General features: G+C 72.9%; 15 protein-coding genes. 6 read left to right on the top strand and 9 right to left on the bottom strand.

The features are described from left to right. The first annotated feature begins 80 nt into the window (after window positions 1-80). Entirely contained in the window at window positions 81-1,064 is a 984-nt protein-coding gene (locus IE294_RS15205; RefSeq protein ID WP_189886222.1) for an AraC-like ligand-binding domain-containing protein, read from the top strand. Here IE294_RS15205 and IE294_RS15200 read toward each other — a convergent pair. Then, window positions 1,057-3,378: an ATP-binding protein gene (locus IE294_RS15200; protein WP_189886219.1), complete on the bottom strand. Its 2,322-nt coding sequence runs from the start codon at window positions 3,376-3,378 to the stop codon at window positions 1,057-1,059. The genes IE294_RS15205 and IE294_RS15200 overlap by 8 nt on opposite strands. A gap of 166 nt (window positions 3,379-3,544) precedes the next feature. Here IE294_RS15200 and IE294_RS15195 point away from each other — a divergent pair, with 166 nt between their 5' ends. Then, a complete protein-coding gene (locus IE294_RS15195; protein WP_189886216.1) occupies window positions 3,545-4,921 on the top strand; it encodes an alkaline phosphatase PhoX in 1,377 nt (458 codons plus the stop codon). Between the two features lie 227 nt (window positions 4,922-5,148). Here the strand turns inward: IE294_RS15195 and tatC are convergent, their stop codons facing one another. The 6 genes from tatC to IE294_RS15165 form a co-directional block, all read right to left on the bottom strand. Further along, window positions 5,149-5,964, bottom strand: a complete 816-nt coding sequence (gene tatC, locus IE294_RS15190; RefSeq protein WP_189886214.1) for a twin-arginine translocase subunit TatC — start codon at window positions 5,962-5,964, stop codon at window positions 5,149-5,151. 31 nt (window positions 5,965-5,995) lie between these two features. Continuing rightward, a complete protein-coding gene (tatA, locus tag IE294_RS15185; protein WP_189886212.1) occupies window positions 5,996-6,277 on the bottom strand; it encodes a Sec-independent protein translocase subunit TatA in 282 nt (93 codons plus the stop codon). Between the two features lie 212 nt (window positions 6,278-6,489). Continuing rightward, a complete protein-coding gene (locus IE294_RS15180) occupies window positions 6,490-6,906 on the bottom strand; it encodes a hypothetical protein (protein ID WP_189886210.1) in 417 nt (138 codons plus the stop codon). Window positions 6,907-6,908: 2 nt separating this feature from the next. Beyond that, window positions 6,909-7,439, bottom strand: coding sequence for an ATP-binding protein (locus tag IE294_RS15175; RefSeq protein WP_189886208.1), 531 nt, complete (start codon window positions 7,437-7,439; stop codon window positions 6,909-6,911). A 529-nt stretch (window positions 7,440-7,968) separates the two neighbouring features. Then, window positions 7,969-8,766, bottom strand: coding sequence for an anti-sigma factor family protein (locus tag IE294_RS15170; protein WP_189886206.1), 798 nt, complete (start codon window positions 8,764-8,766; stop codon window positions 7,969-7,971). Between the two features lie 25 nt (window positions 8,767-8,791). After that, entirely contained in the window at window positions 8,792-9,409 is a 618-nt protein-coding gene (locus IE294_RS15165; protein WP_306433448.1) for a sigma-70 family RNA polymerase sigma factor, read from the bottom strand. A 793-nt stretch (window positions 9,410-10,202) separates the two neighbouring features. Here IE294_RS15165 and IE294_RS15160 point away from each other — a divergent pair. From IE294_RS15160 to IE294_RS15145, 4 genes are read left to right on the top strand one after another with little or no spacing between them, the layout of a single operon-like run. Beyond that, window positions 10,203-10,499 carry a cupredoxin domain-containing protein gene (locus IE294_RS15160; RefSeq protein ID WP_189886204.1) on the top strand — a complete coding sequence of 99 codons (297 nt, stop codon included), beginning with the start codon at window positions 10,203-10,205 and terminating at the stop codon, window positions 10,497-10,499. After that, complete coding sequence (locus IE294_RS15155) at window positions 10,496-11,497, top strand: metallophosphoesterase family protein (protein ID WP_229917170.1); 1,002 nt, start codon at window positions 10,496-10,498, stop codon at window positions 11,495-11,497. Before IE294_RS15160 ends, IE294_RS15155 begins: the two co-directional genes overlap by 4 nt. Then, the gene (locus tag IE294_RS15150; RefSeq protein ID WP_189886202.1) at window positions 11,494-11,943 is read left to right on the top strand and encodes a hypothetical protein; all 450 of its coding nucleotides are present in this window, start codon (window positions 11,494-11,496) and stop codon (window positions 11,941-11,943) included. Before IE294_RS15155 ends, IE294_RS15150 begins: the two co-directional genes overlap by 4 nt. A 19-nt stretch (window positions 11,944-11,962) precedes the next feature. Then, a complete protein-coding gene (locus IE294_RS15145) occupies window positions 11,963-12,235 on the top strand; it encodes a hypothetical protein (RefSeq protein WP_189886200.1) in 273 nt (90 codons plus the stop codon). Between the two features lie 550 nt (window positions 12,236-12,785). On the opposite strand, the gene IE294_RS15140 is transcribed toward IE294_RS15145, so the two are convergent. Together IE294_RS15140 and IE294_RS15135 are read right to left on the bottom strand one after the other, a co-directional pair. After that, window positions 12,786-13,217: a tetratricopeptide repeat protein gene (locus tag IE294_RS15140; RefSeq protein WP_189886198.1), complete on the bottom strand. Its 432-nt coding sequence runs from the start codon at window positions 13,215-13,217 to the stop codon at window positions 12,786-12,788. A gap of 75 nt (window positions 13,218-13,292) precedes the next feature. Next, window positions 13,293-13,817: LLM class flavin-dependent oxidoreductase (locus tag IE294_RS15135; RefSeq protein WP_189886196.1), on the bottom strand; the 525-nt coding region annotated here is incomplete at its 5' end.

Below are 13,817 nucleotides of genomic sequence, written 5' to 3'. Positions count from 1 at the left end.
CCCCGGCTCCCACTGCTTGGCTGGCCGGGGAACAGAACCAGTACGGCGCCCCGGTGCCACGCATGCCAAGGGAGAGCCAGTTGAGCCTGGTGCTGACGACCGACACGGTGCCGGACCAGGAGAAGGTCGCGTACTGGAACGACGCGGTCAGCAGGGCACTCGTGCCGGTCACCGTGGCCCCCCGCGACGGCCGGCGGTTCGACGGCAGGATCACCAGCGACTCCCTGGGTTACCTGCGGGTCTCGCGCATGGAGGCCGACGCCGGGCGGGTCAGCCGCACGCCGGCCCTGATCGAGCGTTCACCCGAGGCCCTCGTGGCGGTCGGCCTGATGGTGTCGGGCAGCGCCACCTTCATCCAGGACGGCCGGCGGGCCGAGATGGGCGGGGGCGACCTGGTGTTCTACGACACCGCGCGGCCGTTCTCCTTCACCTATCCGGAGCGGTTCGCCACCCATGTCTTCCAGCTGCCGCGGCATGTGCTGAGCGTCGCGGACAGTGACATCAAGCGGGTCACGGGCACCGCCATCGACACGGCACACGGCCTGGGCGCTGTGCTGCGGCCCTTCCTTGCCACGCTGGCCGACGCGGCCCCCTCCTACCCGGCGGCCATCGGGCACCGGCTGGCCGGCCATGTCGTCGACCTGTTCGCCACCCTGATCACCGATCACGCCCTGCGGGACCCGGACGACGACCGCGACCATCTCGTGGTGAGCGTCCGGGCCCACATCGACCGCAAGCTCGCCGACCCCTCCCTCTCACCGGAATCCATCGCCCGGGCGCACCACATATCCGTCCGCTATCTGCACCGGCTCTTCGAGGGCGAGGACATGACCGTCAGCCGTTTCATCCAGCAGCGGCGACTGGAGGCGTGCGGGCGTGAACTCGCCCGTCGCGGACGGGTGACACCCACCGTCTCAGCGGTGGCCCGGCGCTGGGGATTCGTCAATCCCGCCCACTTCAGCCGGGCGTTCCGCGCCGCGTACGGGCTCTCCCCCCGGGAATGGCGCACCCTGCACCTGGAGCGGGGCGAGGACGAGCAGCCGGCGGGTCCGACCCTCACCTGACGCCCACGCCAGGAGGCGGGCGGTGCCGGTCGCCGTCCACGCGGGCGAGCCGGGAGCGGGCCTCGGCGACCCGTCGCGGGTCCGCGTCGCTGCCGAGGGCGACGCACCGCGTGAACGCCTCACGGGCCTCGGCGGGACGGCCGGCCTGGAGGAGGATGTCACCGAGCGAGAGGAGGTAGCGGCTCTCCAGGGCGATGTTGCCGTCCGTCCGGGACAGCTCGACCGATGCCCGCAGGTACTCCACCGCTTCCTCCCAGCGGCCCAGGTGGCCGTAGCAGCCTCCGAGGCCCGCCAGCGCGTTGACCCGGGTGAAGGCGGCGATGTGCGGTTCGAGGCGGTCGCCGGCCTCGTCCAGTCGGGTCAGGACCCGCTGGTAGGTCTCGATCGCCTCCTCGTCGCGGCCCACGCCCCTCAGGTGCAGGGCGCGCGAGATCAGGGCCTGGAGAAGGCCGTACAGGTCGCCGGCGGCCTCGAACAGCGCGATGGCGTGGTCGCTGTGCTCGGCGGCCGGGCCGTCCTCGCCCAGCGCACGGTGGGCCCAGGAGGCGTACGCGTGCGCCCACCCCTGCTGCCCGGCGTCACCGGCCCGCCGGGCCGCGGCGAGCGCACGGGCGGCGTACGGGAGGCTGTCCCGGGGCCGGCCCTCGCAGATCATCAGCGCCCAGGCGTAGTAGTTGAGCTGGGTCGCTTCGAGCAGGGGGTCGCCGAGCGCCTCGGCGGAGCGGACAGCGGTGCCGAAGACCTCCGGCCAGTGCCCCCAGAACATCCACTGGTCGGAGAACCAGTGCAGGGACTCGGCCACCTCGACCACGGTGGCGTGCTCGCCGTCCGCCGCGGCGGCGTGCAGGGCCGCCAGCCAGTTGGCGGCCTCGGCCTGGAGCCACTCGCGGGCCTTGTCGGCGCTGGAGAGGTCCACCGTGCCGCGCCAGGAAGCGGGTGGGGCTCCGTGGCCGGGTTCGTACCACCGCCCCGCCACGACGGCCGTCTCCAGCAGCCAGCGGAACATCGACCGGCGGGCCCGCTCGATGTCGGCCTCGCCGTCCTCCGCGACGAGACGGCCACGGCCGTACAGGCACAGCAGGTCGTGGAGCCGGTAGCGGTCCTCGACGCCGCCGAGCAGGCCGGCCTCGACCAGTTCCTCCAGGGTGTCCTCGGTGTCGTGGACGTCCTGGCCGGTGAGCCGGGCGGCGCAGGCGGCGCCCACGTCCGGGCCGGGGACCAGGGACAGGCGCCGGAACAGGCGGGCGGCCGTGGGCGTGAGCTGCCGGTAGGACAGGTCGAAGGCGGTCGCGACGCGTACGTCCCCGGCGGACAGCGCGTCCAGCCGCCGTTCCTCGCTCGCCAGCCGGTCCGCGAGCCGTCGCACGGTCCATCCCGTGCGGGTCGCCAGCCAGTTGCCCGCGATCCGCAGGGCCAGCGGCAGGTGCTCGCAGAGCCGGGCGACCTCCTCCAGGGCCTCGGGTTCGGCCGTCGCGCGCGCCTCGCCGACGAGGGAGGTCAGGAAGGCGGCCGACTCGGCGGGTTCGAGCCGGCCGAGGGGCAGCCGGTGCACGTCGTCCAGTCCGGTGAGCATGCGGCGGCTGGTCACCAGGACGAGGGTCCCGCCCGAGCCCGGCAGCAGCGGGCGTACCTGCGCCTCGTCACGGGCGTTGTCCAGCACCAGCAGACAGCGGCGGTCGGCGAGGACCTGCCGGTAGAGGACGGGGTGGGCCTGCGGTCCCGCCTTGGCCAGGTCGCGGTCGGGCACGCCGAAGGCCTTGAGCACCCGGACCATCAGCTCGGAAGGGGCGGGCGGGCTGTCGTCGGTCCCCCTGAGGTCGACCATGAGCTCGCCGTCCGGGAAGCGGCCCGCGAGTCGGCGGGCGGCGCGCAGCGCGAGGGTGGTCTTTCCGGTGCCGGGCGGTCCGTGGATGACGACCACGACGGGCTGGTCGTCCGGGACACCGCGGACCTCCCCGGCGGCGCGGACCTCCCGGGGCGCGGCCAGCGCGTCCAGCCCGGACAGTTCGTCCGCGCGGCCGACGAAGTCGTCGATGCCCCGCGGGAAGGAGCGGACGCCGACGGGGCTGTATCCCGGGGCGCGTCCGGCGCGGGCGGCGGCGAGCAGCCGTTCCCGGTCGGCGTCGTCCAGGCCGAGGCCGTCCGCGAGCGCGGCCACCGTCCGCCGTTGCGGTGCGGCCCGCCGTCCGCGTTCCAGGTCGCCGATGCCCCGCTCGCTGACCCCGGAGGCCTCCGCCAGGGCCTCGATGGTCAGCGACTTCGCCCGTCGCATCGAGCGCAGCAACGGCCCGAACGCGACCTCCTGTCCGGACATGTCCGCCCTTTCCCCCGACTCCGCTTGAACATGTTAATACGGACGCCCGTCTGGCATACGTCACGTGGCGTGACACGTGGTACACGCCTGGTTCCCGCGGCCCGCGGCAGGTGGTAGACACAGCGGGATCACAGTTCCTGTCCGCCAACAGGAAGGTTGCTGCCGCATGTCTGCAACACGCCGTCAGGTCCTGGCCAAAGCGAGCGCCCTGGGAGCGGGCATCGCCTTCACCGGGGCCCTGTCCGAGCTCTTCGCGGGCACCGCCGCCGCGCAGAACCTGGGCCACACCGGCTACGGCCCGCTCGTCTCCGATCCGCACGGCCTGCTCGACCTGCCGAAAGGTTTCCGCTACACCGTGCTCTCCCGCGAGGGCGACCAGCTCCGCTCCGGAGAGGGCAGAGTCCCCTCGAACCACGACGGCATGGCCGCCTTCGCCGGCCGAGGGGGCCGTACCCACCTCGTCCGCAACCACGAGAACCGCGTCACCGCGCCGATCCCGGTCCCGACCGTCAGCGGCCTCACCTACGACCCGGCCGGCAAGGGCGGCTGTACGGCGCTCACGCTCGACGCGCACCAGCACGTGCTGTCCGAGCGGGTCGCCATCGCCGGTACGGCCGTCAACTGCGCGGGCGGCCGTACCCCCTGGGACACCTGGCTGACCTGCGAGGAGACCGAGGACAAGGCGGGCACCAACGGCTACACCAAGGACCACGGCTTCATCTTCGAGGTCCACCCCACCGACCCGCACCGCACCGGCGCCGTCCCGCTCACCGCGATGGGCCGCTTCCAGCACGAGGCGGTCGCGATCGACCCGCGCTCCGGCATCGTCTACGAGACCGAGGACGCCTTCCTGAAGCCGTTCGGCCTCTTCTACCGCTTCCTGCCGGACAAGCCGCTCGGCGGCGTCGGTTCACTGCGTGCGGGCGGCCGGCTCCAGGCGATGCGGGTGCCCGGCGTACCGGACCTGTCCCCGGTCCAGGAGCCGGGAACGCGCTTCGACGGCATCGAGTGGGTGGACGTACCCGACCCGCTGGCCGCCTCCACTCCCACCCGCTTGCAGGACTACGGACCCGGCGGCATCACCCACGCGCAGAAGCTGGAGGGCTGCTACTGGGGCGGCAGCTGTGTGTACTTCGTGTCGTCCTTCGCCCGCAGCGCGGAGGGCTCCGCGGCCGACCACTACGGCCAGATCTGGCGCTACGACCCGGCGCACCGCCGGCTGACCCTGGTCGTCGTGTTCGGCCCGGACACCGATGTGCGGCTCCCCGGCGAGTCCCCGGACAACATCTGCCTCGCCCCCGGCGGCGGCCTGATGGTGTGCGAGGACGGCAACGGGGCCCAGCACGTCTTCGGCGTGACCCGCAAGGGCGAGGTGTACCCGATGGCCCGGGGCCGCCAGGTCCTCACGGCGGGCGGTACGGCGCAGGAGCCGGAGTGGGGCGAGTTCGCGGGAGTCACCTTCTCCGCCGACGGCGAGACGATGTACGTCAACTGCTACACGCCCGGCACCACGTTCGCGGTGACCGGACCTTGGCGCGGCTAGGCCGTTTCGTTCAGGTCACCTGATCGTCATCGCGTCCACGTGGTGGACTGCGCGGTCGTGCGCGCTCACCGGGCACGCGGCCGGGGCCCGTGAAAGGGGGTCCCGGCCGGCGAACCCGGCGGCCACGCCATCGGCCGGTCCCGCGGCGGACCGACCGCACAGGCCGGAGCGCTGCGTCCACCGCTGGGAACGGTGGCGGGGCATCGCGACCCGCTCCGGGAGGACAGCTAGATCGGATGCTCTCGCAGCGCCTTGCGCCGGTCACCGAGGAGTGAGAAGGCGACGGCGGCGAAGTAGAGCGCCCAGATCGGCGCGGCCAGTGCCAGCATGGTCAGCGGGTCCGTGCTCGGCGTCGCCACAGCCGAGAAGACCGTGATGCCCACGACCATGGCGCGCCACCGGCCGAGCATCCGCCGGCCGGACAGCACTCCGGTGAGGTTCAGCATCACCAGCAGCAGCGGCATCTCGAAGGCGAGACCGAAGACGACCACCATGCGGGTGACGAGGTCGAGGAGGTCGTCCAGCGGCAGCAGGTTGTTCACCCCGTGCGGTGTGAGGCCGATCAACACCCTCGCGGTCCTGGGCAGCACCTTGTAGGAGAAGAAGGCGCCGCCGAGGAACAGCGGGACGCCCGCGCCGACGAACGCGTAGGCGTGTTTCCGCTCGCGTTCGTGCAGGCCGGGGGCGACGAACGCCCACAGTTGGTACAGCCAGACGGGAGAGGACAGCACCACGCCGGCCACCAGCGAGACCTTCAGCGCCAGGGTGAAGGGCGCGAGCAGACCGTTGATCGTGATGTGCGCGCAGGCGGTGTTCGTGGGCCGCCCGGCCAGATCCGCGAAGGAGGTCGGGCAGCCGACCGATGCCAGGACCGGCCTGGTGAGGAAGTTGATGATCCTCTTGTAGGAGAAGGCCGCGACGACCGTGACGACCAGGATGGCGAGGACGGCCTTGGCGAGCCGGTTGCGGAGTTCACGAAGGTGCTCCGCGAGCGGCATCCGCCCCTCGGGGTCCTTCTCCTTGTTGCGGACCGACTGGGCCATGCCATGTCCTCGTCTCGTGCGGCGGACCCGCTCAGTCCCGGTCGCCGGACGTGCCGTCCGTGAGCGTGGTGCGGGTGGTGGCGGCGTCCGTGGGAGCGTCCGGGGCCGTCCGCGGCCCCGGTGCGGGCGCCGCCTCGGGGCGTGCCTCGTCCAAGGCGCCGTCGTCCTTCATCGCCCTGGTCTCGCTCTTGAGGATCCGCATGGACCTGCCCAGCGCCCGGGCGGTGTCGGGCAGTTTCTTCGAGCCGAAGATCATGATCACCACGGCGACCAGGATCAGCAGGTGCCAGGGCTCCAGCGCGTTGCGGAACATCGTCACACCGCCCTTTCGAACGTGTCGGCGCCCGTACCGCGTGAGCGTTCCTGTTGCCGGTCGGCGCGTTCCCGCACGGCTGTCGGGCGGGGCGGGCGAGGTGAGGGGGGTCGGCCGGCCGGCGCGGAGACGTGCCGGGTGTCGCGGTCGTCGCTGGTCATGTTTCCTTCTTCCGGTCGGGTCGGAGCCGGCTCCTGGTCGGGTCGGCCGGTTCAGGTTCCGGGGTGCCCGGCAGCCGTCCAGGCGGCGTACTCCTGGCGGACGTAGAGGCGGCGGCTGCGGGCGAACGTGATCGCGTCGGGATGGTGCGGACCGGCCACCAGGTCGGGGTGGCGGCGCTCGTGCAGGACGAGTTGTTCGGCGGTTTCCGCGGCGGCCGCGATCGGGCCGGGACCGGGGGCGGCGCAGGCCAGTCGGTCCATGAGGGCGGCCCGGCGCAGCAGTCGGGTGCGTTCGGCGGCCGTCGCATCGGCCGGGGAACCGGTGCCGGGCCCGGTCCGGCGGCCGTCGCGTTCGGCGTCGAGTGCGAGCACTTGGTGCAGCTCGCGGCGCAGGCCCGGTGCGTTGGCGTACGCCTCGTGCGGAGGCGGGACGTCGATGCCCTCGCCGTTGTCCGGCGTGATGTCCATGGTCACTCCTCCTGGTCGTGACGAGCACTCAGGCAGGCGCGGACCTCGCGGCCACTGCCTGTCTGGTGGGCCTCGGTCGACTGGGCGAGGTACTGGACGATGCCGGTGCCGCGGCCGTGCTCGTCGGAGGCGAGGTCGGGGCGGTGCCGTTCCACCGCCCCACCGGAGTCGGTGACCACGATGTGCAGCGTGCCGTCGTGGAGGACGAGCCGCAGGGTCATGCGCTCGCGGCCGTACTGGGCGGCGTTGGCGGCGAGTTCGTCGACGATGAGAACGGCGGAGTCCCGCTCGCTCGTGGGTACCTGCCAGGCTTCCAGCAGATCCGCCGTGAAGTGACGGACGGCGCAGACGTGCGCCTCCTGCGCGGGCAGGGTGAGCAGCGCCTCGTGGCGGCAGGGCCGGCCGGGCTGTGCACTGGTGCGGGGGGAGTCGGTCACGAACATGGTCTTCTGGCTCTTCTGTGAGTGTGCGGAGACCGGGAAGGGGGACCACCAGCGGCAACCTTTCGGGTTGTCGGCGGGCTGGTCCTGCATGGCGCGCTCATCTGGTTTCACGGGTGGCGCATGCTGAACGGTTCGGTGCTCGGCCCCTTTTGCTCGGCTTCTTGCGGCTCACGTCAGGGCGGCGGCCCGGCCGGGCTCACGCGGGGTGCGGGTACGCGGCGTCACTGAACCGGGCGGAGACGCCCCTGCGGACCGTCGCGCCGCGGAGCCGGGGAGCAACGCCCCTGCCCGCGCACCGGCCCGGGCCACGCCGGTCAGCCTCTCGGCCACGGAGGTGCCGGTACCGGCTGCCGAGGTGGCCACGCTGATCCGTGAGCTGCCGTGGTCGGACGGCCCCACCGCCGCCGTAGCCGTGCCGCGTGGTGGGACCGGCCGGCGACGGTGACGCCGCGCGTGCCGGGAGGAGGGCGTACGCCGGACGTCCTGGGCGCGCTCCCTCGGGCTGGTCCACCGGTCGTAGGGCGGCTCACCTCCCGTCGGCCGCCCGGACCCCTCCCGGCCCCTCGTCCCGCCCTGTGCACACATCCGACGGCCGTCGCCGGGTCCGGCCGTCGCCGGGTCACGCCCGGATCGTGACCAGCTTCTGGCCGTTGTCCGCGATGATCTCGAAGTGCTGGATGGCCTCGGGGGCCATGGCGACCGTCCCGGGGATCGTGCTGCCGGCAGGGTACTTGCCGGCCCACCAGGTAGCGCCGTCCGCCCTGACTCCGCCGGGCCCGACCGCTTGCAGCCGGCAGGTGGTCCCGGCGGGCGCCCCCCTGGCCGAGACCTGTAGGACACTGCCCCAGACGGAGGGCGAGACCTTCACCGAGGCGGAGACGCCGGTGGCAGGGTCGCTTCCGGAGAAGGTGCGCGTGAACGTGGGCGCGCTCGGCCCGGGCGGCGTCGCCACGCTGCCCACGGTGCCGACGGCGGCCAGCCACGTGCCGCCGGCCGCTGCCGCGACGAGCACCACCGAGGCGCCCGCGCCGGCCAGTTGCAGGCGCCGGGTTCTGCGGCGCCGGGTCGCGGCCTGCTGGAGCAGTCTCTCCAGCACACCTCTCTCCGGCGTGGGCGGTGTCACGGGCACGGCGGGCGCCGTGGGCTCTTCGGGTGAAGGGCCGCGCACGGTTTCGCCCGCCCGTGCCACCAGCCGGTCGGCCAGGTTCCCGTCGGCCGCCGGCACCGTACGTCCCGAAGCCTCCGCCACGGACACCGTCGCCAGCAGCGCGGGCAGTCCCGCCAGCCGGGCGTGTTCCGCCTGGCACTCCGCGCAGTGCGCGAGGTGGGCGCGCACCAGTTCCGCTTCCTCCGGTGGCAGGGTGCCCAGGACGTACGCTCCGAGCGCCAGCCGGAGATCGTCGTGCTCCGCACTCACGGTCGCCACCTCCCGCACGCCTCTGTCATGGCTCGATCCCGCGTTCCTGCAACGCCAGCCGCAGCGCGTGCAGGGCGTAGTACGTCCGCGACTTCACCGTGCCCAGCGGGATGCCCAGCACGCGTGCCGCCTCCGCCATGGTCCGGCCCTGGTAGTAGGTCTCCAGCAGGACGGCGCGGTGGTCCGGGGACAGCGACCGGACGGCGTCGGCGACCGCCCAGCTCTGTAGTGCCTGATCGATCTCGTCCTCGCCCGGGTTCTGCTCGGCGGCCCGCTCCAGCGCCTCGCCGCCGGCCTCGGCCGGCCTCGCCCGCCGGGCCCGGTGGGCGTCGATGACCAGGTGCCGGGCGACCGTGCACAGCCACGCCCGGGCCGGGCCGCGTGCGGGGTCGAACGCGGCGGGGTGCTGCCACGCCCGGAGCAGTGTCTCCTGCACCACGTCCTCCGCCCATTGCCAGTCTCCCGAGGTCAGCCGCAGTACGTAGTGGAACAGAGGTCCCGCGTGCTCGGCGTACAGAGTGCGCAGCAGTTCCTCGTCCGCGGTCGAAAGGGTCCCTTCACCAGTGACACGGTCTGCGGAGCGATCCGGACGGGTCCGCGGGCCACGTTTTTGGTTCCAGGGCATGAGTCGATCGTCGCGCATATGCACTCCTTTGTCCTGTAATGCACGGAAAGGCGCAAGTGGCGGGCGGCGGACCCCGTGGGCGAGGCACCCTGCCGGACCGTGCGGCACCGCCGGCGGCCGGCGTGCGTGACGCCCGGAGCCCTGGCTGACCTGTGGCGATACCGATTCGTCCCGGAAAGGTGCCCATGTGTCGAACCGTGGGGCCCCCGCCGTCCGTGAAGCCGGACAAGAGCCGACTCCGGCGCGATTCCTCACCGGTCCCCCGCATAGCGAAGGAGGGGGCAGAGGTGGCCGGAACATGCCACGCGACGGAAGCGCTCCCGGCGCCGTCCGCCCTGCCCCCGCCCGCACCTTCGCGGTGCGCAGGGGCGCAGGTGCGGCGCGGGACACGTCGAGGCGAGCGGCGTGCACGGGGCGGTGCCCCTGTTCGTCCGCCGGCCGGCCGGTGAGGGGCACGCGCCCACGAACACGGCATCCACCACACATTCGCGCGGGTGCGCGCGCCGATCCGGCGCGGTCCACGCCTCCGCCCGATCAACGAGGAACGGACACCATGTACCTGAACCTTCGCGCGCCGGGCCGCCGGTCACGCGCCGCGGCCGGGATGGCCGTCGTCATCGTCACCGCCGGCGGCGCTCTGGGGCTCCTCAGCGCATGCGGCCAGTCGTCGCACTCCCCGGCGGCCGGAGCCGGTGCCCTCACACCTGGCCCGGGTCAGCACCGGATGGCAGGGATGTCCGGCGCCACGGGGCCGGGGGGCGCGGCGGGCTCCACTCCCGGCGCCTCACCGATGCCGAGCATGAGCATGCCCATGAGTCCCTCGGCCAAGGGCGCGCAGGCCGCGCCGGTCAGCGGCAACGCGGTGGCGATCAAGAACTTCGCGTTCTCCCCGGCCAAGCTGAGGATCAAGGCGGGCACGACGGTGACGTGGACCAATCAGGACACCGACGCCCACACCGTCACCAGCACCGGATCGGGCGGCCCGTTGCGTTCGGCCGCCCTGGCCACCCACGCCACCTACCGGCACACGTTCACCAAGCCCGGCACCTACGCCTACCTCTGCACCATCCATCCGTTCATGACCGCCACCGTGGAGGTGACCCGATGACCGCCCACTGGAACAGCCACGACGGAGCACCGGCCGACGACACCGGCCGGCCCGACACCGAGCACGGTATGACCCGGCGTCAACTCATGCGCCACACCGCCTGGTTCGGAGGCGCGGTGGTGCTCACCGTGGCCGGCGGACAGGTGATCAGCCAGATCGCCGACGCCCGGGAAGGCACCTCCCGGGGCGCCGCCGGGGCCGCCGCCGCGGAAACCGGGGCGCTGCGGTTCGTACAGGTCTCCGACAGCCACATCGGGTTCCAGGGTCCGGCCAACACGGATGTGGCCGGCTCGTTCTCCGAGGCGATCCACCAGGTCAACGCGCTCGGCTTCCGGCCCGACTTCGTGATGCACAGCGGCGACCTGACCCACCTGTCCACGGCCGGGCAGTTCGACCAGGTCAAGCAGATGATGACCGGTCTGCGGACCGACCGCGTCTTCACCGTGCCGGGCGAGCACGACTCCATCGGCGACGCGGGCCGCGCCTACCGGCGGGCCTTCGGCTCGGGCACGCTCGGCGACGGCTGGTACAGCTTCGACACCCACGGCGTGCACTTCATCGCCCTGGTCAACACCCTGAGCCTGGAGAAGCTCGGCCACCTCGGCAACGCCCAGATCGACTTCGTCCGCAAGGACGTCGCCGGACTGTCGTCGGACACCCCCATCGTGGTCTTCAGCCACATCCCGCTGTTCGCCATGTACCCGAAGTGGGGCTGGAGCACGGACGACGCCCTGAAGGTCATCGCCCTCCTGCGCCGCTTCTCCTCCGTCACCTGCCTCAACGGGCACGTCCACCAGCTCTTCACCAAGACGGAGGGCAACATCACCTTCCACTCCGCCACCACCACCGCCTACCCCCTGCCCCACCCGGGCCGCGCTCCCGCCCCCACCCCGCAGGTCGTCCCCGCCCGGCAGCTCAAAGAGGCCCTCGGTATCCGTACCGTCGGCTACCGCCGGGGCGAGCGCGAACTGGCCATCACGGACCAGAGGCTCATATGAACACCCGACGGCTCCTCGCCCCCGCCCTGCGGACGGCGACCGCCGCGACCCTCGCCGCCGGCGGGTACCTCCACGCCCAGCTCTACGTCGACGGCTACCGCTTCATCCCCGTCATCGGCCCCCTGTTCCTGCTCCAGGCCGGCGCCTCCCTCGCGCTCGCCGTCCTGTTGCTGATCGGAACACCGCCCCTGATGCTGAGGATCGCCGCGGCGGGCATCGCGCTCGGCGCCCTGGGCGGCTTCGCCGCTTCGCGCACCGCCGGAGTGTTCGGATTCGCCGAGCACGGCCTGCGACCCGCGCCACAGGCCCTCCTCAGCCTCCTCGCCGAGACCGGCACGCTGCTGCTCCTCGCCGTCTGGCAGGTGACCCTGGCCGGACGCCCCCGCGCCGCCCGGCCGCCCGTCGGCACGGGCGCCTGGGCCACCACCCGCACACCACCCGGCTGAACCGCCCGAGGGACACCCCATGTACCTGCAACCACGCCCAGGAATCGCCTGGCCGAGCCCGCGCCTGCGCGAACTGAACGACGCCGTACGCGCCCTGCTCGGCCTGGACGACGACACCGCCGTCATCATCCGTCAGCTCAGTTGTGGCCAGGCCGGCCACCCACCGCGGGAGACCGTCGTCGCGGTGCTGCCCATGGAGGGCGAACCCCACCGCTGGGTGCTCCACCGCCCCGCCGAGCAGATCACCGAGCGCGAGCTGCGGGCCGCCCTGCTCGGCCACGAGCCGCGCTGACCGGCACCCGGCCGCCCTGGAGATCGCGAGCACCGCGCGGTGCGGGGCGACGGGTGGCGGCTCCGGTGAGCGACCGAGCCGCGCGCCCGAGCCGAGGCGCCCCGCTTCACGCCGTCGCCTGCCGCACGTCGGTGCACATCCGTGCACCGACGTGCGGCATGGTCGCGGAGCCGGCATGGGCCGGGGTCGGCCCGGGAGCCACGACGAGCCGGCAGCCGGTGCTCCTGCCGTGCTCCGACCCGGCCTTCCTGGCGGACCCCTTCCCGCTCCACCGGGAGCCGCGCGAGGACGGCCCGGCCCGGCGTGCGGTGATCGCGGGCGGTCCGGAAGCCTGGCTGGTCACCCGCTACGGGGACGGGCTCGGCCCCCTGTCCGGCCCCAGGCCGAACTGCGATGTCCGCGACGCCGCGGACCCCCGCCTCCTCACGCGGCTCCCCGTGTTCGCACGTGCCGCCTCTGACCGCCTGACCGCAAGCCGCCGGGGTGTCCGGGGCTGTGACCCCGGACACCCCGGACGGAACCCACGGGACGGGTCTTGGCGCCGCTTCCCTCAGTCGTCTTCCGGGAACTCGCCCGACCACGCGGCGGCCATGCGCAGCAAGGGCTCGGCCTCGTCCTGCCGCCCCTGGCGCTGCAAGGTGCGGCCCAGCATCAGGTGGGCGTAGTGCTCCACCGGATCACGCTCGATGATCGCGCGGAGCTGTTCCTCGGCACGCCGCAGCTGAGCGGAGTGGTAGTAGGCACGGGCCAGCAGCAGCCGGGGACCGGTCTGTTCCGGAGCCTCCTCCACGACGAGGGCGAGCAGTCGCGCGGCCCCGATGTAGTCCTTGGCCTCGAAGAGCAGCTGCGCGCGCTCCCAGCGCTCCGTGGTGGTCTCCTCGTGCGGCGCGCCGGCGCCGTTGTCGAACAGGTGCAGGGCGCTCGCCCACCGGTCGGGGGCCACTCCGTCGCCCGCCGTGTATCCGCTGAAGTTGTCGGTCATCGTTCCTCGTTCTCCTCTGCCGTGGGGCTTGCGTGTGCCTCGGCCTCAGGCCGCCGAGCCGGTGGTGCGCACGCGTTACGCGTCGCGGGCCGCGCGCAGGGACGCGTGGGTGGGCGCGTCGGGCACGTCGGCCGGCCGGTGCTTCGCGAACTCCTGCCGCAGCACCGGTACGACCTGCGCACCGAGCATCTCGATCTGCTCCAGCGCGGTCTCCAGCGGTATTCCGCCGCCGTCCACCATGAACAGCTGACGCTGGTAGTCCCCGAAGTGCTCACGGAAGGTGAGCGTCTTCTCGATGACCTGCTCGGGCGTGCCGACGGTCAGCGGGGTCTGCTCCATGTACTCCTCCATCGACATCCCGCCTCCCATCACCGGTGAGTGGTCGAAGAACGGGCGGAACTCCCGGACGGCGTCCTGGGAGTTCGGACGCATGTAGACGTGACCGCCGAGTCCGACGATGGCCTGCTCGGGGGTGCCGTGCCCGTAGTGGGCGTACCGCCGCCGGTACAGGTCGATCAGCTTCTTGGTGTGTTCCTTGGGCCAGAAGATGTTGTTGTGGAAGAAGCCGTCGCCGTAGTACGCGGCCTGCTCGGCGATCTC

The organism is Streptomyces canarius (assembly GCF_014650735.1).
Taxonomy (GTDB): domain Bacteria; phylum Actinomycetota; class Actinomycetes; order Streptomycetales; family Streptomycetaceae; genus Streptomyces; species Streptomyces olivaceoviridis.
The sequence above is the reverse complement of the archived record's forward strand: the minus strand, read 5'-3'. Positions and strand labels throughout refer to the sequence as shown.